The 18,612-nt window shown below is 50.0% G+C and carries 18 protein-coding genes; all 18 read left to right on the top strand.

What is annotated here, in order from left to right:
• Positions 1–32: 32 nt before the first annotated feature.
• Positions 33–965: an ABC transporter permease gene (locus MHB82_RS24550; RefSeq protein ID WP_110756487.1), complete on the top strand. Its 933-nt coding sequence runs from the start codon at positions 33–35 to the stop codon at positions 963–965.
• Positions 966–1,012: 47 nt separating this feature from the next.
• A complete protein-coding gene (locus tag MHB82_RS24545; protein ID WP_341176088.1) occupies positions 1,013–1,930 on the top strand; it encodes an ABC transporter permease in 918 nt (305 codons plus the stop codon).
• Between the two features lie 26 nt (positions 1,931–1,956).
• Positions 1,957–2,505 (top strand): NADPH-dependent FMN reductase, encoded by a 549-nt coding sequence (gene ssuE / locus MHB82_RS24540; RefSeq protein ID WP_341176087.1) that lies wholly within the window; start codon positions 1,957–1,959, stop codon positions 2,503–2,505.
• Between the two features lie 69 nt (positions 2,506–2,574).
• Complete coding sequence (locus MHB82_RS24535) at positions 2,575–3,447, top strand: LysR family transcriptional regulator (RefSeq protein ID WP_341176086.1); 873 nt, start codon at positions 2,575–2,577, stop codon at positions 3,445–3,447.
• 57 nt (positions 3,448–3,504) lie between these two features.
• Positions 3,505–4,566: an LLM class flavin-dependent oxidoreductase gene (locus MHB82_RS24530; RefSeq protein WP_341176085.1), complete on the top strand. Its 1,062-nt coding sequence runs from the start codon at positions 3,505–3,507 to the stop codon at positions 4,564–4,566.
• 61 nt (positions 4,567–4,627) lie between these two features.
• Positions 4,628–5,851 (top strand): amidohydrolase, encoded by a 1,224-nt coding sequence (locus MHB82_RS24525; RefSeq protein WP_341176084.1) that lies wholly within the window; start codon positions 4,628–4,630, stop codon positions 5,849–5,851.
• A gap of 278 nt (positions 5,852–6,129) precedes the next feature.
• On the top strand, positions 6,130–7,029 hold the full coding sequence (locus MHB82_RS24520) for a diaminopimelate epimerase (RefSeq protein WP_341176083.1): 900 nt from the start codon (positions 6,130–6,132) through the stop codon (positions 7,027–7,029).
• Positions 6,992–7,798, top strand: coding sequence for a nicotianamine synthase family protein (locus MHB82_RS24515; RefSeq protein ID WP_341176082.1), 807 nt, complete (start codon positions 6,992–6,994; stop codon positions 7,796–7,798). The genes MHB82_RS24520 and MHB82_RS24515 overlap by 38 nt, the downstream gene beginning before the upstream one ends.
• Before the next feature lie 13 nt (positions 7,799–7,811).
• A complete protein-coding gene (locus MHB82_RS24510; protein WP_341176081.1) occupies positions 7,812–9,125 on the top strand; it encodes an opine metallophore biosynthesis dehydrogenase in 1,314 nt (437 codons plus the stop codon).
• A 17-nt stretch (positions 9,126–9,142) separates the two neighbouring features.
• On the top strand, positions 9,143–10,741 hold the full coding sequence (gene cntA / locus MHB82_RS24505; protein WP_341176693.1) for a staphylopine-dependent metal ABC transporter substrate-binding lipoprotein: 1,599 nt from the start codon (positions 9,143–9,145) through the stop codon (positions 10,739–10,741).
• A gap of 35 nt (positions 10,742–10,776) precedes the next feature.
• Positions 10,777–11,709: a nickel/cobalt ABC transporter permease gene (opp1B, locus tag MHB82_RS24500; RefSeq protein ID WP_341176080.1), complete on the top strand. Its 933-nt coding sequence runs from the start codon at positions 10,777–10,779 to the stop codon at positions 11,707–11,709.
• The gene (gene cntC / locus MHB82_RS24495) at positions 11,709–12,605 is read left to right on the top strand and encodes a staphylopine uptake ABC transporter permease subunit CntC (RefSeq protein WP_341176079.1); all 897 of its coding nucleotides are present in this window, start codon (positions 11,709–11,711) and stop codon (positions 12,603–12,605) included. Before opp1B ends, cntC begins: the two co-directional genes overlap by 1 nt.
• Positions 12,586–13,410: a staphylopine uptake ABC transporter ATP-binding protein CntD gene (gene cntD / locus MHB82_RS24490; protein ID WP_341176078.1), complete on the top strand. Its 825-nt coding sequence runs from the start codon at positions 12,586–12,588 to the stop codon at positions 13,408–13,410. Before cntC ends, cntD begins: the two co-directional genes overlap by 20 nt.
• The gene (locus tag MHB82_RS24485) at positions 13,397–14,149 is read left to right on the top strand and encodes an ABC transporter ATP-binding protein (RefSeq protein WP_341176077.1); all 753 of its coding nucleotides are present in this window, start codon (positions 13,397–13,399) and stop codon (positions 14,147–14,149) included. The genes cntD and MHB82_RS24485 overlap by 14 nt, the downstream gene beginning before the upstream one ends.
• A 13-nt stretch (positions 14,150–14,162) precedes the next feature.
• Positions 14,163–15,359 carry a staphylopine family metallophore export MFS transporter CntE gene (cntE, locus tag MHB82_RS24480; protein ID WP_341176076.1) on the top strand — a complete coding sequence of 399 codons (1,197 nt, stop codon included), beginning with the start codon at positions 14,163–14,165 and terminating at the stop codon, positions 15,357–15,359.
• A gap of 179 nt (positions 15,360–15,538) precedes the next feature.
• On the top strand, positions 15,539–16,765 hold the full coding sequence (gene cntE / locus MHB82_RS24475) for a staphylopine family metallophore export MFS transporter CntE (RefSeq protein WP_341176075.1): 1,227 nt from the start codon (positions 15,539–15,541) through the stop codon (positions 16,763–16,765).
• A gap of 283 nt (positions 16,766–17,048) precedes the next feature.
• Positions 17,049–18,245, top strand: a complete 1,197-nt coding sequence (locus tag MHB82_RS24470) for a GTP-binding protein (RefSeq protein ID WP_341176074.1) — start codon at positions 17,049–17,051, stop codon at positions 18,243–18,245.
• 72 nt (positions 18,246–18,317) lie between these two features.
• On the top strand, positions 18,318–18,587 hold the full coding sequence (gene rpsN, locus MHB82_RS24465) for a 30S ribosomal protein S14 (RefSeq protein WP_063566651.1): 270 nt from the start codon (positions 18,318–18,320) through the stop codon (positions 18,585–18,587).
• Positions 18,588–18,612: the final 25 nt, after the last annotated feature.

The raw sequence follows: 18,612 nt of genomic DNA, 5'->3' as shown, positions 1-18,612 counted from the left end.
CCATCACGCATTCAGGAAGGAGACGACCCGGTATGGTTCAAACGATACTGACTCGGCTTGCAACATCACTATTTGTAATATTCGGAGCTTCGGTGCTGGTGTACTGCATCATGTATCTTCTGCCGGGTGATCCGGTCCTGCTCATGCTGGATCCATCCTCGGCTACACCGGAGATGATCGAGAATTTGCGGGCGCAGCTTGGTCTGGATCAGCCGTTTTACATTCAATTTGCGAACTATTTCGGAGACATGCTGCGCGGCGATTTTGGCAAGTCCATGATGAACTCGGATCCAGTGCTTCCCAAAATTCTGGAACATTTCCCGGCCACCCTGGCACTGACGGCACTGAGTTCCATCATTGCGATTACCATCGGCATCACGCTTGGCGTGCTGTCCGCCATCCACCGAAACGGCGTGATTGATTTTATTGCCCGTCTTGTTGGACTGTTTGGTATCTCCATGCCAACGTTCTGGACCGGCATTCTGTTGATCCTGCTGTTCTCGGTTCAGCTCGGCTGGTTCCCGGCCATGGGTTCGGAGGGATTTGCCTCATTGGTTCTTCCAGCAGCCACCCTGGGTCTGGTTGGTGCAGGTTTCATCGTGCGGATGGTACGTAACAGTATGCTTGAAATCATTAATGAACCGTTTATCGTCGCATTGCGTGCCAAAGGGCTTACGGAGCGAACGATTATGTACGTTCACGCACTGCGCAATGCACTGATTCCGGCCGTAACGGTCATTGGCATGTTGATTGGGGATCTGCTGGCGGGAACCGTCGTGGTCGAAACGGTATTCTCCAGACAGGGAATCGGACGGATTATTGCCGATGCCTTGATGGCGAAAGACCTGCCTGTGGTACAGGGCGTTGTCTTTTTTACGGCAATTATCTACGTGGTGCTGAATCTGCTGGTGGATATCTCGTATGCGTACATCGATCCAAGGGTCAGACGTGCAGTCCGTACTTGATCGGCGAAGACCATCTGTACTTTGAGGGATGAGGAAGGAGGACTCTCATGAGCATGAAACCATTGGTGGGTGACAAAAAGGCATGGACCGGCAGCAAGGGGCGTGTAAGCCTGTGGAATCGCCGTTTGGGACGTCACCGCTTCTCGTTCGCGGTTTCCCGGTTATTCTTTTATGCAGCGCTGCTGGTTGTGTTATTCACCGTTACCTGTGCCATCGTTCCGGGATGGATTGCTCCTTATGATCCAACTCAGATGATGACGGATGCGATCCTGCAGGCACCTTCTGCTGCGCATTGGTTTGGTACTGATTATTTCGGTAGGGATATCTTCAGCGTCGTCGTGCATGGCAGCAGGGATTCACTGCTGATCGGATTCGCTTCGGTGCTTGTCGGTGGCCTGGTGGGAAGTGCCCTGGGGATTATCTCAGGGTATGCAGGTGGAATGGTGGATACGGCGATTATGCGTACTGTCGATATTCTGATGGCTGTCCCGGGAGTACTGCTAGCCTTGTCCGTAGCTGCGGCACTGGGTCCTGGACTGCTGAACATTGCACTGGCCGTTGCGGTAGCCTCCGTTCCGGGATATGCACGGGTCATGCGCGGACAGGTGATGTCTGTCAAAAGCCTGCCGTTTATCACAGCGACACGATCACTTGGTGGCTCGAACGGACGTATTTTCTGGCGGCATGTCCTGCCGCATTCCCTGTCTCCTCTGCTTGTTATGGCAACATTGGGGGTGGGTACTTCCATCCTGACGGGTTCCGGTCTCAGTTTTCTTGGACTAGGGGTGTTGAAGGAAATTCCGGATTGGGGAGCACTGCTCTCACAGGGACGCGGTTACCTGACCGTCGCCTGGTGGATCTGTACTTTTCCTGGACTCGCTATTACCATGTTTGTACTCGCAGTGAATCTGATTGGAGACGATATCCGTGATCGGCTTGATCCAAGAGTAAAAGGAGCGGCTTGACCGCTATTCCAAGGAGGAGATTAATGATGTCTCATGTCGTTATTATTGCCGGAGCACCTTCCAAACGTTCGCGTTTGACCGGCCTAACCGATTATAGCAGCAATAAATTAACCCAAGCAGGCATTTCTGTTGAGGTGATACATGTAGCGGATCTACCAGCTGAAGACCTTGTGCAGGCCCGGTTCGACAGTTCGCATGTGCGAGACGCGCTTGCCGTGGTTGAAGCAGCAGACGCGGTCATTGTGGCTACGCCTGTGTATAAAGCATCCTACTCGGGTGTACTGAAGCTGTTCCTGGATCTGATTCCACAGGAGGGGCTTTGCGGTAAAGTGTCACTTCCGCTTGTTATTGGCGGCTCCATTGCGCATCTGCTGGCTATTGATTATGCATTGAAGCCTGTACTGGCCGCACTCGGGGGAAGACATATTTTGGGTGGAGTTTACGCAGTTGATCAAGGCGTAGAGCGTCTGGATGACGGAAAATATGCGCTTTCGGCCGACATTACAACCCGATTGGACCGTTCGTTGGATGAATTGATATTGACACTGGAAAAGGATGGTATTACGATTGCTTAAAACCAAGTAAGTTGATTGGTTAAATTGATATAAGGTCAAACATCTGTGGACCTGGATGCGGAGGCGCTTATGAATATTGAGAACATTGAAGCGTTTGTATATATCAATCATTACGGAAGCTTCAATAAGGCTGCCGAAGTACTCTTTTTGTCCCAACCATCTGTAACGGCTCGTATTCAATCGCTGGAACGTGAGCTTGGCTGCAAGCTGTTTGATCGGCTTGGCAAACAGATCGTGCTCACGGATGAAGGGAGAAAGTTCCTTCCATACGCGCAGCAGGTGCTTCAGGTTATCCAAAAGGGCAGGCAGAAGATTCAGCAGCGCCGGACGACACCAGACGCCCTGCGTCTCGGCAGTACCGTATCGGTATCCAACTATGTCATTCCGGACTTCCTCCCCAAAATCAAGGAGGCCTATCCTGAGGTCAACATCAAGCTCACAACGGCTACAACCGATCAATTGATCGCAAAGCTGCTGAATCAGGAGATTGATCTGGCATTTGTACGCAAGGTCATGCACCCGGCCATACGTACCATTACTTTTTATGAGGACCCGATCCAGCTGTATGTTTACAAGGGACATCCATTTATAGAACGCGGACACGTCAGCATGGAGGCGATTCGCAATGAGCGGCTGGTTTTCTTCGAATGCGGTTCCCTGGACTGGCTGCGTATTCACCGTGCGTTCGACTCCCTAGACCATCCGCCGGATATTACATATCATGTGGACCATTCGGAAACGGCGAAGAAACTGGTTCTTCAGGGAGCGGGTATTGCCTTCCTGCCGGGACTAACGGTGCAGAAGGAAGTGCAGGACCAGGAGTTGTTTCCCATTCAGGTTCATGAAGTTGCTGGTGTATCGTTGCAGATTAGTGTCGTGACGTTAAAAGAAGAACATTCACCGTTTGCAGAGCCCTTTGGGGAGCTGCTGAGGCAGTTATAAAAGCAAGAACGGGCTTGGCAGCCGAATACGGCAGCACAATTGGAGGAGGAGAAACGTATGGGGATTCGTCTTGGCATATTGGATCAGACCCCAATCTATGAAGGGGAGACTCCGGTGGATGCATTCCGGCACACTATTGAGCTGGTAAAGCGTGCAGAGCAGCTTGGATTTCACCGGTTCTGGGTATCGGAGCATCATGATTCAGGACATGTGGCAGGTTCTTCGCCAGAGGTGCTGATTTCGCATTTGCTGGCACATACAGAGCGAATTCGTTTGGGTTCCGGCGGGGTGATGCTCCAGCATTACAGTCCTTACAAGGTTGCCGAGAATTTTAATGTGCTCGCAGCGCTTGGACCGGGAAGGATCGATCTGGGCATAGGACGTGCGCCAGGAGGACTGCCCCGTTCTACGCAGGCTCTGCAGCAGGGCATTCAGGAGGCAGCTTCACTGAAGGAGAAAATACGACAAGTGAAGCAGTATATTCATAATGAACCGCATGCAGATGAATCCCATCCACTTGCCGGTTTAAGTGCTGCACCTGTGTCCGAGCTGCCTGCCGAGCTGTATGTGCTTGGAGCAAGTGTCGATAGCGCTGGCATGGCGGCGGAACTAGGACTCCCTTATGTGTTCTCCTTGTTTATTAATAGCAATATTGAAGTGGCACAAGAAGCCCTTCGTGTCTACCGCGAGCAATTCAACCGTTCAGAAGGCCGGGAGCCTTACGCCGTTCTTGCGATCTCCTTAATTGTGGCAGAGAGTAAGGAAGAGGCTGAAGAGCTGGCAAGTGAGCATATGCTGGTCAAGATCCACCTGGAGAATGGCAAAGTACTGACGGTTGGATCAGTGGAGCAGGCAGAAGAATTCGGACGGCAATCTAACGAGAAATATCGCATTGAGGTTCTGGAGCCGAGTGTAACCCGTGGAACGAAGGAAACCGTAGGTCAGGCTCTGCAAAAGTTTCAGGATGAGTTTGCCGTGGATGAGTTGATTGTCACAACAGCCACACGTGATTTCGCGAAGCGCATTCGCTCTTTTGAATTGCTGCGCGAGGCACTGGATGAACAGGGACTGGGTGAATTCTGGAGTGAATCCGAACCTGCGCAAGCGGCTATTGGTTAGGTGAGGATTAAGAACCCGCTTTTTTTTGCAGCACATAGATGACGATGAAGGAGGCAGCATTATGAAGAGTGAGCTGGAACAGCCCAAGCAGCAGGCAGGGCAAGAAGAAAGAGGCAAGCAGCGTATCCCTGCTGAAACCGATGAAGCATTTGCGGAGCGGTTAATCGCGATTCGGCGGCATCTGCATCGCTATCCGGAATTGTCAGGTGAGGAAAGGGAAACAACGGCCGCCATCCGCGGCTGGCTGGAGGAGGAAGGGGTACGTATCGCAGATGAATATGCACTGCGTACGGGTCTTGTCGCCGAAATCGGACAAGGGGACGGGCCTGTCGTTGCCCTCAGAGCAGACATTGATGCATTGCCGATTCAGGAAGAGACGAAGCTTGAGTTTGCTTCCCAGGCCGCAGGCAAAATGCATGCTTGCGGGCATGATGCACATACGGCCATATTGGTTGGTGCAGCACGATTGTTGAAACAGCGGGAGTCTGGGCTGCCAGGCAAAGTAAGGCTGCTGTTCCAGCCTTCTGAGGAAAAAGCAACGGGCGCCCGGCAGGTTATTCAGAGCGGAGCACTGTCTGACGTCTTTGCCGTGTTTGGTCTGCATAACAAACCGGATCTTCAGGTCGGTACAGTCGGTATCCGGGAAGGAGCACTTCTGGCAGCGGCGGATGGTTTTGTAGTAAACGTCGAAGGGGTGGGCACACATGCTGCGGTACCGGAAGCGGGAATCGATCCGATTGTTGTTGCCTCACATATTGTAACGGCTTTGCAGGCAATTGTGAGTCGCAATGTGGGTGCACAGGAGAGTGCCGTGATTAGCGTGACCAAGATTCACAGCGGTACAGCCTGGAATGTCATTCCGGATCAGGCCATATTGGATGGCACGGTGCGTACCTTTGACGAGAAAGTCCGTGCCCGTATTCGTGAACGGTTCAACCAGGTCGTGTCTGGTGTGGCGGCTGCATACGGTACACGGGCGACGGTTCGCTGGATTCAGGGACCGCCTGCGGTGGTTAATGATGCTTCGCTGGCTTCCGCGGCGGAACAGGTGGCGGCTGAAGTGGGATTGAACAGTGTTAGACCGCTGCCCTCTCCGGCAGGTGAAGATTTCTCCTTTTATCAGAAGGAGGTTCCAGGCCTATTCCTTTTCCTCGGTACATCGGGACCGCATGAGTGGCATCATCCTGCATTTGACCTGGATGAACGGGCACTGCCGCTGGGAGCGCATTTGCTCGCTGCTTTGGCAGAGCAAGCGCTGCAAAACCTGCAGCTGCAGGGGGAGTGATGCGATAAACGCAAGAACCAAACAGTGTGCTTTGAAAGGACGGTTACCCTCATGGGGTGACCGTTTTTTTGCCTGGTAGGCAGAAAAAGAATGCAAAACAAAGAGATGGATTTTAAAACAAAGAAGCTTCTTGAAATGGAAAAATATTGTTGACGGCCTCAATTTTGTATGCTATATTTTTCTCGATTATTAATCGTAAAAATTACTATTAAGGCAGCGGGGTAGCGCACAGGTGAAACTCATCCGAATCTGAATGAACAGGAATAGAGGTAGCTGGGATGAAACAGGAGATCGAATTTATCAAGTTTAATCCAACACAGAACATGACGGTTTTGGTGAAAACAAGTCATCCAGCAGAGGAGTACCAACATATCGCTTCAAGCATCATGTCCTACGATCATGTATATGCGGAGCAGGTCGGATTTATTGTGCCATCCCTTCAGCGCGGAGCTGCAGCACGGTTGCATATGGCCGGAGGAGAGTTTTGTGGTAATGCCTGTATGGCTTTGGCAGCCTACCTTGCATCAGAACAGGAGATGGGTTCTCGAGATTACACTGAATTGCTGCTTGAGGTCTCGGGTACAGAGCAGTTGATTACCTGCCAAGTGAAGAAGCAGCTGAATGAATACTTTTGTCAGGTGACCATGCCGATTCCCAGACAGATTGAACGGCAGACCATAACGTACGAAGGATTCGATCTGGATATGATTATTGTCCGGTATGAGGAATTCATTCATATCGTGGTGGAGGTGGACGGGTTCGATGATGGGATTCGAAAAAGAGCACAAAACCTCGCGCGTCTGCTTGGACTAACCCTTGGAGACAAACTGATTGGCATTTTGTTGTTCAATCCACGTTCCGAAGAGTTGGCTCCGCTGATTTATGTTCCCGGACTGGATAGCCTGATATGGGAGAGAGGATGCGGTTCAGGTACAGCTTCGCTTGGCGCTTACCTTGCATGGAAGACAGGAAGAGAGATTACCGCCCGAATTAAACAGCCCGGAGGTTCGATCAACGTCGTGGCCCGGTTTGCTGAACATGGGCTGGGGAGCATTCACATTGAAGGTTCTGTCGGTATTGTGGCACAGGGGACAGCTTTTATTGATGTACAACAGATGGACATGGATAAGGGGGAAACACATGAATACGGTCGTGGATTTTACCAGACAGTTGAATGATTTTCTGAAGACCTTTGAACAACTTGCTCGGAAATACGATCATTCCATTCATCATGCGGAACAGATGGAGCTGGCCATCAATGCCTATTCCCAGTGGATCACCGATAAGCGCCATGAGTCGTTCTGGGCAGAGAAGGAGCATGAGGAGGGCACCGGGTTCACACAGCTTGTACTGGATTTAAGGCACCAATCTTCCCGCTGTGTAGCGATCATGGAGAAATATCGGGCATTGAAGCTGCAGCACGGAGAAGTGGAGATTGCGGATTATTTCAAGAATATTGAGGAATGCATTGAGAAGGAATTCGGCAGTTTCCATGTGACTTCAGACTCCAAGGTGCTTCTGATCGGATCGGGAGCATTTCCAATGACTCCCCTGCTTATCGCCAGAAGGACGGGGGCACAGGTGGTAGGCATTGATATTGATGAAGAGGCGATCGGGTTAGGCCGGACGGTTGTGAATACATTGGGGGCCGGTCTCCGCATCCATTTGCAGAAGGCATCTGTTCACGAGCTTGATTTTACGAAAGAAGCCACGCATATCATTTTCAGTTCCACTGTCGCTATGAAATATGACATCCTAGATCAGCTTCATTCGCTCACCAATGAACACGTTGTTGTTGCGATGCGATATGGCAATGGATTGAAGTCCCTGTTCAATTACCCTCAGCAGGAGACGGACCCGCTGAAATGGCGAATGGTTGATAACATTTTGCGTCCACACGATGTGTTTGACATTGCACTGTATCAGAAACCTTTGCATGTCGGATAAGGAGGAGGCACATATGAGTGGTTTTGAACGAGTCTTAATCATGGGAACTGGGCCTGCATCCGTTCAACTAGCTGTATTATTCAAGAAACAACGAGGTTCCACCATCGGTGTGGCAGGAAGGGAATCGATTAGATCCAATGAATTCTTCGGTGCATTGGACCGTCATGATCAGCACATTCGCGTAAGCGTTCAGAATGAGAAGCATCGGAGCCTGGCAGGCGAGTGCAGCGTGGATCGGATTTTTACCGGGTACAGCCGGATTGAAGGCAGCTGGGATACGCTGATTCTTGCTGTCACGACAGATGCTTATGTTCAGGTATTAAGTCAGCTGAATCCGGACGTCCTGAAGCAAGTCAAGTGCATCGTGCTGGTATCTCCCACATTTGGATCGAACCGCCTGGTTCATCAGTATGTAAGTGAGTTAGGGTACACGCCCGAAGTGATCAGTTTCTCCACCTATTGTGGGGATACGCGATGGGCAGATGGACGGCCTTCCAATCATGTCGTGACAACCGGAGTGAAGAATAAACTGTATATCGGTTCCACCCGAACCCCTTCAGAAGCAGTGAACGAATTATGCAAAATGGTTGATCAGCTCGGCGTGACGATGGAAGTGATGACCTCCCCATTTGAGGCGGAGACGCGAAACATCTCGCTGTATGTACATCCGGCGTTATTCATGAATGACTTTTCTTTAAACGCGATCTTTGGAAACGCTGACGTCCAGACGTTTGTCTACAAGCTCTACCCGGAAGGGCCTATCAACCAACATCTCATTCGGGATATGCTCGCAGGATGGAAAGAAATCATGAGGATTACAGACCGGCTGCACATACGGCCGCTCAATCTGCTTCAATTCATGACGGATGATAACTACCCGGTTCATTTGCAGAGTTTATCGCGCTCTGATATCGAAGAATTTGTCGATTTGCAGGACATACATCAGGAGTATTTGCTGTACATACGGTATACCTCGTTACTGATTGACCCTTTCTCGCAGCCAAACGAACAAGGGAGATATTTTGACTTTTCGGCCGTGCCATTCCGGAAGATGTTCATCAATCACGAAGGACAGCTTGAGATCCCAAGGATGCCTCAGGAAGATTATTACCGCATCAAAATCATTCAGGGCATTGCAAGGCATCTCCGGGTGGACTGCCCTACTATAGACAAATTCATCGCAACCTATGAGAACAAACTGGTGCAAGTGGCACAGGAACAGAAAGAGCTGCCGTTATCCAGCGCATTTCAGATCCGGACATTTGCTGGTGATCTGAACATGATCTGTGAAGGACTTGAAATCTATCATCAGGAGGAAACGTTGTGAAAAAGGGAAGATCCCGTATGGGCTTAAGTATTATATTTGCGCTGGTGTTGGTCGTATTGGCCGGTTGCGGCGAGAAGGGAACTGTACAGACGGGGGCAGCTGAAGGAGAGAAGAAGACGGATTTGATCTATGCTTCCGCCAAGGATATTAATGATATGAATCCCCATTTGTACACAGGCTCCATGCCTGCTCAAGGTATGGTATATGAGTCATTGGTAGAGAACACGGCAGATGGCATTCAGCCCTTGCTTGCGGAATCATGGGACATTTCAGAGGACGGAAAGGTGTACACCTTTCATTTGCGAAAAGACGTAAAGTTCCAGGACGGAGAACCGTTCAACGCCGAGGCGGTCAAGGCTAACTTTGACGCGGTCCAGGCCAATAGTGAGAAACATGCGTGGATTAAGCTGTCCACCAAAATTGTGAGTACAAATGTCATTGATGAACATACGGTTGAACTGGTGCTGTCCAGCACCTATTATCCGACATTGGTGGAATTGTCCATGACCCGGCCCTATGTGTTCATTTCTCCCAAAGACATGATCCATGGCGGGACCAAAGATGGTGTAAATGGTTACCATGGAACAGGACCATACATGCTTACAGAGCACAAGGTGGATGAAAACGCGACGTTTGTTGCAAATGAAAATTATTGGGGAGGCAAACCCGAAATTCAAAAAATCGTAGCCAAAGTTCTCCCGGCAGGAGAGACAACGTTTCTGGCCTTGCAAAAAGGCGAAATTGACTTCGTGTTCACCGATGACCGGGGGGCCGACAGTATTGATGTTCATGCGATGAATCAACTGGCTGAATCAGGGGAGTATCAGGTGATACGAAGTGAACCGATGAACACGAGCATCATTGCGGCCAACAGCAGCAAAAAGGATAACCCGGTCAGTGAAACAGCCGTTCGGGAAGCCATCTGGCATGCCATCGATCGGGATACCATAAGCAACGACATCTTTGAAGGAACACAGACTCCTGCCCAGACCCTATTCTCATCCAATGTGAATTACGCCGACGTGGAATTGAAGACACGACCTTATGATGTAAGTACTGCAGAGAAGCTGCTGGACGAAGCGGGCTGGCATTTAGGCAGTGGTGCTGCTGTACGAACCAAAGAAGGGCAAGAGCTGAAGATGGATTTGTATTATGACAGCAATTCCTCTACGCAGAAAACACAGGCTGAATATATTCAAAATGAATTGAAAAATATCGGTATCCAGCTTTCGATCATCGGCGAAGAATCCTCCTCCATCGCTAACCGAAGAACAACGGGCGAGTATGATCTGCTGTTCAATCAAACGTGGGGACTGGCTTATGATCCTCAGAGCACCATTTCGGCTTTTGCCTCCAGCTCAGCCTATCTGCACACAACAAGCGGGATGGCTGGTGCCGAGGAAATGTACGCCAAGATTGAAGACGTGATGGTGTCCACCGATGAGAGTGCAAGGAAAGCACTGTATGCTGACATCATGACCATGGTTCACGAGGAAGCCGTGTTTATCCCTCTTACCAACGGAAGCATGACGATCGTGGCACCCAAAAAACTGGATGGCATTGCATTTAAGCAGACCCAGTTTGAGCTGCCATTTGAGCGCATGAAATTTCAATAGGGTCCATTGGATTTTGTGTTAAAAAGGAGATGGATATGGGGAGTTTTATCGTCAAACGGATTCTGCTTGCAATACCCCTGCTGCTGATTATTTCGTTTCTAACCTTTGTTCTGATCAATCTGTCGCCGCTGGATCCGGCCGTTGTTGTGCTGCAGGCGCAGGAAGTTCCGCAGATTACGGATGAGCTGATTGCCCAAACCAAGGCAGAGCTCGGCATGGATCGGCCGTTTATGATTCAATATGGAAACTGGCTGCTGGCCTGTCTTCAGCTGGACTTTGGCGAGTCCTATGTGACCGGAAATTCCGTCTGGTCCATGATTGGCCCGGCATTTGTGAACACGCTCAAATTAACGCTGATATCTTCTTTCTTCATTATCCTCTTCTCGATCCTGTTAGGTGTAATCTGTGCGATGAGGGAAGGGAAAATGATGGATAAGTCTGTACGTGGCTTCTCCTTTCTGCTCACGGCGATACCTTCCTACTGGCTTGCAGCTATGCTGATCTGGTACTTCTCGGTCAAGCTTGATCTGCTGCCCACCAGCGGAATGGATTCACCACAGAGCTATATTCTTCCGGTCATTGTCATTACGGTAAGTTATGTAGGTATCTACTTCAGGAGCGTCAGAAGTTCCATGCTTAACAATTTAAACGAAGATTATGTTCTATACGCGCGAGCCAGCGGAATCCCCGAGAGAAAGGTAACACTGCATATCTTGCGGAATTCGCTGCAGGTGTCCGTTTCCATCTTTTGTATGGCCATCCCTATTGTACTTGGAAGCACGGTTGTGATTGAAAATGTGTTCGCCTGGCCAGGTCTGGGCCGGTTAAGCGTCAGATCCATCCTGAGCCGGGATTTTCCGATTATCCAGGCGTACGTGCTTATTCTGGCTGTCACATTTGTGCTGTTTAATACGCTTTCCGATATCGTGAACGCGGCACTGAATCCCAAACTCAGAAAGGAATTCTAATGAGAAACCTTCGCAATTTAAGCCAGGATAAGCTCGCCATGGCGTCTCTTGCTTTTATCGTGGTGATGATCGTTGCTGGCGTTTTTGCTCCCTTGTTTGCACCGCATGATCCAGAAGAGGTGAACATGAAGCTCAGGTATGCATCAGCATCGTGGTCGTATCTCCTTGGCAATGATCATCTGGGCAGATGTGTGTTGTCGCGGCTGATCTATGGCATTCGGCCAAGTGTACTGTGGGTATTGGCTGCTCTGCTGGCCTCTGTTCTTCTGGGGGCACTCGTGGGGTTCATCTCTGGTTACTTCAAAGGAAAAACCGACGCCATCCTCATGAGGATCTGTGATATTATGCTTTCTTTTCCGGGATACGTGATGACGCTTGCGGTAGTCGGCATTTTGGGCGCTGGTCTTGAAAATATTCTGATCGCCTTTGTGGTCATGAAATGGGCATGGTTTGCCCGGGTTATTCGTACATCGGTCATGCAATATTCCGAGATGGATTATGTGAGATTCGCCAGGGCTTCGGGAATCAGCCACCTGCGAATCATTCACAAGCACATTCTGCCCGTTACCTTTTCGGACATTGCTGTCATTTCGAGCAGCTCCATTTGCTCCATGATCCTGCAAATTTCCGGGCTGTCATTTCTCGGATTGGGCGTTCAGGCACCGCAAGCCGAGTGGGGCATGATGCTGAATGAGGCCAGAGAAGTCATGTTCTCCAGGCCAGAGCTAATGCTTGCGCCAGGTCTTGCGATTGTTTTGGTCGTATCAGCATTCAATTTTCTGTCCGATGCGCTGCAAGTGGCGCTTGACCCCAAATTGATGACGTCCAAACCGGGCGGCAAGCTTCGCGGAAGGAAGAGAGGTGAACAGGTCTCTTATGAATATATTGGAAGTTGAGCAACTGCGAATATGGGATGCCCTTACGGAAGAAGTTATCGTGCCCAATAGTTCATTCCAGTTGAAGCAAGGGCAGTGCCTTGCCATTGTAGGGGAAAGTGGGAGCGGCAAGTCGATGACATGCAGGTCCATCATGCGCCTGAATAAACCAGCCATCCGGCAGTCCGGCCGGATTCTGTTCCAAGGGGTAGATTTGAACCAGCTCACGGAGCAGGACATGCGCAAAAAAAGGGGCCGGAATCTGTGCATGATTCTCCAGAACGGAATGGGTGCATTTGACCCCTCCTGTGTGATCGGCGTTCATCTGAAAGAGACCCTTCAGGCGCATTACGGATGGAATGCCAAGGAAGTGGAGCAGAACATGAAATTGGCCATGGAACGCGTCATGCTGAGAAATCCGGTGGATATCATGAATCAATATCCTCACCAGTTGTCAGGAGGCATGCTGCAGCGAATCATGATTGCGCTGGCACTCGTGCTGGAACCGGATGTGATCATAGCGGATGAACCTACAACGGCTCTGGATACGATTTCCCAATACGAAGTGATCGAGCAGCTGATCCAATTGCGGGAACGAATGGGATGCTCCATGATCTTTGTTTCACATGATCTGGGAGTCGTACGGAAGATCGCGGATGAGGTTCTGATCATGAAGGATGGACATATTGTGGAGTCGGGCAGCATTCACTCCGTCTTTTCGAAACCGCAGCACCCGTATACACAGTTTTTGGTATCCACCCGCCGGGAGCTAAGCCATCATTTCAGGCAGTTGATGCAGGAGGAACAGCATATTGCTAAACGTTGACCATGTTCATAAATCCTATCCACTAGGCGGCTTGTTTTCCGGAGGCCGGAAATCCGTTCTGCATGATGTCAGCTTTGAATGCTCGCGCGGGGAATGCCTGGGTATCATCGGGGAGAGCGGGAGCGGAAAATCCACCTTGGGCAGACTGATTTTGGGGATGGAGCGCCCGGAGCAAGGGAAGATTTCGCTCGAAGGCAGATCTGTGCTGGACAGAAAGGCGAGAAGGGGCCGGATCAGTGCCGTTTTTCAGGATTACAAATCGTCGATCAATCCGTTTTTTACGGTCGAGGAAGCCATTATGGAACCATTACGTCTACAAAAAAAGAACCCGGAAGGCAATGCCCATTCGCTCAAAATCGATGTGCTGCTTAGCCAGGTGGGGCTGGACAATTCATACCGATCCAGGTATCCACATGAATTGTCAGGAGGAGAAGTGCAGCGGGTTTGTATCGCCAGGGCCATTTCAACAGAGCCTCAGTGCATTGTTCTGGACGAAGCAATCAGTTCACTGGATGTATCGGTTCAGACTCAGGTGCTCCATGTGCTGAAAGAGCTGAAAGAGATCTATCAGCTGACCTATATATTCATCACCCACGATATTCAGGCAGCTGCTTATATTTGTGACAGAGTGGTCATTTTCAGAGAGGGTCGCATAGAAGAAATGGTGCCTATCCAGCAGCTGAAAACCGTGAAGTCCGAGTATGCGAGAAAGCTGCTGGATCATTTAATTACTTTTTAAAGGAGAACACACCGTGAGTGGAGCATTGTCATGGCCTTTTCTGCGTTTATATCTATTGACGCTCTTATACTTTAGCGCTAACGCCATCCTCAATGTTATCATCCCTCTAAGAGGTGAATCATTGGGGGCAAGCAGCACTGTCATTGGTCTCGTCATGGGAGCGTACATGTTCACAACGATGTTTTTCAGGCCATGGGCAGGTCAGATTATCCAAAAGCATGGCCCGATCAGGATACTTCGAATCATTCTGATACTAAATGGGCTGGCGCTGATCCTATATACATTTACGGGATTGGGGGGCTATTTCGCAGCCCGTGCCCTGCAAGGGGTGTCTACCGCCTTTTTCTCCATGGCGCTCCAGATTGGCATCATCGATGCACTGCCCGAGAAGGATCGTTCACAGGGGATCTCATACTATTCCCTCTTTTCCTATATTCCGGGCATTGCCGGGCCGGTGCTTGCGCTGGGACTGTGGAATGCGGGCGGAATGGATTATTTCTCCATATTCATGATTGGGATTGCGATGATAACGGGGCTGTTTGGTTACAGTGTCAGAATGGACAAAACGAAGGAACCAGGGATTGACGCAGCACAGGACAAGACTGGACAGAAGTCCGGTATGCTGGCTTCCTTCGGGGAACTGATCCGTAATCCGTTTTTGTTCAAATGCAGTGTCATTATGCTCATCTCGTCGATTGTGTTCGGTGCCATAACGGCGTTTATTCCGCTGTACGCTCCACAATTGAATTACGGAAATGCTGGAGTGTTTCTGATGATACAGGCTGCGGTGGTCGTGGTTGCCCGTATTGCGCTTAGGAAAAAAATCCCATCGGACGGAACGTGGCACTCTTCATTTATGATGGGTACGATGCTGCTGCTGACACTCGCTGCTGCGTGCGTAGGATTGTCTATTCAGGCAGGTGTAATCCTATTTTATCTGGGCGCGGGACTCATGGGCATTGCGCAGGCAATCGTATATCCAACGCTGACCACCTATCTGTCTTTTGTCCTGCCACAGACGAACCGCAACGTGCTCATTGGTTTATTCATTGCAACGGCGGACTTGGGCGTTTCACTTGGGGGTGTCGTTATGGGACCGGTTGCTGATCTGTTTTCATTTTCCTGGATGTATTTGATATGTGCCGTACTTGGAGCACTGATGATTATTTTTGCGTATGACCGTAGGGGACTATTGTCAGCGATGAGCTAGCAGGAAGGCTGATGCGGAATGCGTCGGCTTTTTTCTGTTGTTTCATTGTTAGCATAGGAAGTACGCATACCAAGCATTGACAAGACAAGCGGTATACGATAAATTGTCCTTTTAATCATAATGATTACGATTATTTGACTTGTCTGTTCTGGCAATAGTGAGAAAGTGGGGACAAACTTTTGGATGCTTCTGCAAACAATCATGGCAAATTAAATCCGGTCTCTTTTTCCTTTATCCGGTTTTATATGCTGGCTTTTTTATTTTTTGCCGCAAATTCGGCCTTAACGATTATTCTTCCACTGAGAAGTGAAGCAGCAGGATTGAGTCAGGCCGAAATAGGCCTCATGATGGGAGCTTACATGTTCACGTGTATGCTTCTAAGGCCGCTAGCTGCACAGCTTTTGGGGAAACATGGTCCCCTCCGGGTCATGCAATGGCTGCTTCTTCTGCATGCCGTAACGCTGGTGCTCTTCATGATTGGTGATGTGGAATCTTACCTCTGGCTGCGGGCATTGCAAGGCGTGGCGACTGCGTTTTTCTCCATGACCATGCAGGCTGGCATTGTAGAAAAGCTTGAAGATAAGGACCGCGCACAGGGGTTATCCATGTATACACTCTTTACGATGGTTCCCTCTCTGATCGTTCCGATTCTGGCGATACAAATCTGGGAAAGTGCCCGCGAGATATGGTTTACGATCCTCATGATTGGTTTGGCTGTACTGCCACTGCTAATCGGATACCGTGTAGATCTGCCCAGACGTACGGTGCAAAATCAGTCATATACGCTAAGGGACATGATCCGCTCCTTTCGTGGTATTTGGCGCAGTACACCACTGTTGATCAGCAGTGTAGTCATGCTGTTTGCTTCCTGCGTATTTGGAGCAACGGCGACGTTTCTTCCGCTGTATATGGTATCGACGGGACTTGCGAGTGCCGGAGTGTTTTTAACGATCCAGGGACTGGTTGTTATTCTATGCCGATTTGTGCTGCGTAAAAAAATACCTTCCGACGGCAGCTGGAATACCTGGCTAATTGCCGGATTACTGCTGTGTGCAGCTCTGGGAACCCAGATGCTCGCGCTGCTGGAGCTCATTGGTCCACTGGTGTATTTGTCCGCGGTGTTTAGTGGTTTTGCCCTGGCACTCATGTATCCCACATTAACGACGTACCTGTCCTTCGTGCTCCCTGCCGATTCCAGGTATGTATTGATGGGCATATTTATGTCCTCCTACGATCTGGGCTTCTCCTTGGGCGGACTCGCCATGGGTTTGATTGTTCAGAGCAGCTCCTATTCCACGATGTTTACGATCTGTACGTTACTTTCCTTGGTTGCCATGATGCTGGTCGTCATATTTAGAAAACGGATGGAATCAGGGAATAGAGAAAGGCTCTCTATTGCAAACTGAGGAAGGTCTCTGTACAGGCAATGCGTTTTTATGTGCTGATTTTCACGACTCGTGCTTGACTGACTTAGGCTGCTATTCGGATGCAAAAGTTAAATGGCTTACGGACTGGATTTTTCGGGACGCATCATGATGATGTGAACTGCCGGAACCAGATCGTAGGTCTTTTTTTTACAAAAATGATTTGACAAGAGAAGCCAACAGGATTATAGTCATTGTTGTTAATCGTAATAATTACTAATAAGGCCAATAACAGATTGGCTGTCACTATAAGGAGCAGATATAAATGACACAAAAGCAAGTTCCGGTAACGGTCCTCAGCGGTTACCTTGGTTCAGGTAAAACGACGGTCCTTAATCATGTACTGCACAATCGGCAGGGGCTTAAGGTAGCCGTCATTGTGAATGACATGAGTGAGGTGAACATTGACGCAGCGCTGGTCAAGGGAGAAGCCACGTTGTCAAGAACGGAAGAGAAGCTGGTTGAGCTGTCCAATGGCTGCATCTGCTGCACGCTGCGGGATGATCTGATGCAGGAGATCGAGAAACTGGCGAACGAAGGCCAGTTCGATTATATCCTGATTGAATCCACGGGCATCAGTGAGCCTGTTCCGGTAGCACAGACCTTTACATACGCCGATGAAGAATCGGGTATTGATCTGACCCGTCTGGCGAAGCTGGACTGTCTGGTAACGGTGGTGGATGCCAACCGGTTCTGGCATGACTTTGCCTCAGGACAGAGTCTTCTGGATCGGAGTCAGGCAGCAGGAGAGGAAGATACCCGTGACGTGGTGGATTTGCTGATTGACCAGATTGAGACGTGTGATGTCCTGCTGCTGAACAAATGTGATCTGGTCGATGAAGTGGAGCTGAACAAGCTTGAAGGCATCATCCGTAAACTTCAGCCCCATGCCAAGATTATTCGGACCGTGAAGGGGCAGGTGAATCCTGCTGAGATTTTGAATACCGGTCTCTTTGATTTTGAAAAAGCGAGCATGTCCGCCGGATGGATTCAGGAGCTGGAAAAAGAATCACACACCCCCGAGACGGAAGAGTACGGAATTGGCTCCTTCGTGTACCGTCGCAGGAAGCCATTCCATCCCGCACGTCTGGCTGAGTTCATGAGCTACTGGCCGGAAGAGGTTGTTCGTGCCAAAGGCCTGGTTTGGCTGGCGGCTGAAGGAGATGTAGCAGCAAGCCTGAGCCAGGCGGGGCCTTCCATTCAGTTTGGACCTGCCGGACATTGGGTCGCGGCCTTACCGGAAGCGGACAAGGAAATCATTTTTCAAACCGAGCCGGATGTCCTGGAAAAATGGGACGCCCAGTGGGGAGACCGTCAGACCGAGCTGGTGATGATTGGGATCGAGATGGAGCGTGACATGATTGAGGATGAGCTGGACCAGTGCCTGCTCAGTGATGAGGAGATGCAAGCCGACTGGGGAGGGTTTGAGAATCCCCTGCCGTGGCCTGTTGAAACTGTCTGATCGGAAGAAGGTTCTGTAAATGGAATTGTAAGGTTTAACATGTTCAAAAAAATCGTAGAGGAGCTGTAAATGATGGCCAAAAAATCAAAAGTCGTTCGTGAAAAACAGCGTCAGGCAACGGTAGCCAAGTACGCTGAGCTGCGCCGGGAGCTGAAGGAAAAAGGAGATTACGAAGCACTGCAGAAGCTGCCGCGTAACGCCTCTCCAACGAGACTAAAAAATCGCTGCGAACTGACGGGACGTCCAAGAGGATATTTGCGCAAATTCAAGGTTTCACGTATTGTCTTCCGCGAACTGGCCCATCAGGGACAGATTCCGGGTGTGACCAAGTCCAGCTGGTAACGCAGAGGACATTCATTTTGGCAAA

Origin of the sequence: Paenibacillus sp. FSL K6-2862 (assembly GCF_038005125.1) — a bacterium.
Taxonomy (GTDB): domain Bacteria; phylum Bacillota; class Bacilli; order Paenibacillales; family Paenibacillaceae; genus Paenibacillus; species Paenibacillus illinoisensis_A.
This window is presented reverse-complemented; position numbering and strand designations above follow the sequence as displayed.

Excerpts from the sequence above, each read along its gene's own strand:
- MHB82_RS24550 (WP_110756487.1), top strand. The coding sequence starts at position 33 with ATGGTTCAAACGATACTGACTCGGCTTGCAACATCACTATTTGTAATA.
- MHB82_RS24545 (WP_341176088.1), top strand. The coding sequence starts at position 1,013 with ATGAGCATGAAACCATTGGTGGGTGACAAAAAGGCATGGACCGGCAGC.
- ssuE (WP_341176087.1), top strand. The coding sequence starts at position 1,957 with ATGTCTCATGTCGTTATTATTGCCGGAGCACCTTCCAAACGTTCGCGT.
- MHB82_RS24535 (WP_341176086.1), top strand. The coding sequence starts at position 2,575 with ATGAATATTGAGAACATTGAAGCGTTTGTATATATCAATCATTACGGA.
- MHB82_RS24530 (WP_341176085.1), top strand. The coding sequence starts at position 3,505 with ATGGGGATTCGTCTTGGCATATTGGATCAGACCCCAATCTATGAAGGG.
- MHB82_RS24525 (WP_341176084.1), top strand. The coding sequence starts at position 4,628 with ATGAAGAGTGAGCTGGAACAGCCCAAGCAGCAGGCAGGGCAAGAAGAA.
- MHB82_RS24520 (WP_341176083.1), top strand. The coding sequence starts at position 6,130 with ATGAAACAGGAGATCGAATTTATCAAGTTTAATCCAACACAGAACATG.
- MHB82_RS24515 (WP_341176082.1), top strand. The coding sequence starts at position 6,992 with ATGAATACGGTCGTGGATTTTACCAGACAGTTGAATGATTTTCTGAAG.
- MHB82_RS24510 (WP_341176081.1), top strand. The coding sequence starts at position 7,812 with ATGAGTGGTTTTGAACGAGTCTTAATCATGGGAACTGGGCCTGCATCC.
- cntA (WP_341176693.1), top strand. The coding sequence starts at position 9,143 with ATGGGCTTAAGTATTATATTTGCGCTGGTGTTGGTCGTATTGGCCGGT.
- opp1B (WP_341176080.1), top strand. The coding sequence starts at position 10,777 with ATGGGGAGTTTTATCGTCAAACGGATTCTGCTTGCAATACCCCTGCTG.
- cntC (WP_341176079.1), top strand. The coding sequence starts at position 11,709 with ATGAGAAACCTTCGCAATTTAAGCCAGGATAAGCTCGCCATGGCGTCT.
- cntD (WP_341176078.1), top strand. The coding sequence starts at position 12,586 with ATGAATATATTGGAAGTTGAGCAACTGCGAATATGGGATGCCCTTACG.
- MHB82_RS24470 (WP_341176074.1), top strand. The coding sequence starts at position 17,049 with ATGACACAAAAGCAAGTTCCGGTAACGGTCCTCAGCGGTTACCTTGGT.
- rpsN (WP_063566651.1), top strand. The coding sequence starts at position 18,318 with ATGGCCAAAAAATCAAAAGTCGTTCGTGAAAAACAGCGTCAGGCAACG.